General features: G+C 66.8%; 1 protein-coding gene. It reads right to left on the bottom strand.

Annotated elements, in window-relative coordinates:
* A partial coding sequence (locus SB764_RS40375; protein WP_410866807.1) for an SRPBCC family protein occupies nucleotides 1-271 on the bottom strand: 271 nt, incomplete at both ends.

The following is a 271-nucleotide window of genomic DNA, read 5'->3' as shown; positions in this document are numbered from 1 at the left end:
CTTCGGCCTCGGCCCAGCGCTTGAACGAGTCGAGACGCCGGCGCGTGTGCACGAGATAGAACGCGCCGATCAGCGGTTCGAGCAGCCAGCGCAGCCATGCCGGCTGCGCGCGGAAGTGGTACGTGAACTTCACTTCGGTCGTGCCCGGCGTGCGCTCGGTGAAGTTCCAGCTGCCGCTGAAGCGTTCGAGCACCTTCGGCCCGTCGATCATTTCGACGGCCGCGACCTGCGGCGGACGGTACGAGATGTAGCGCGACACCATCGTCGCACC

Origin of the sequence: Paraburkholderia sp. SIMBA_027, from assembly GCF_046535315.1 — a bacterium.
Taxonomy (GTDB): Bacteria; Pseudomonadota; Gammaproteobacteria; order Burkholderiales; family Burkholderiaceae; genus Paraburkholderia; species Paraburkholderia tropica.
Note: the sequence above shows the minus strand (reverse complement) of the source record. Positions and strands in the feature narration are given on the sequence as shown.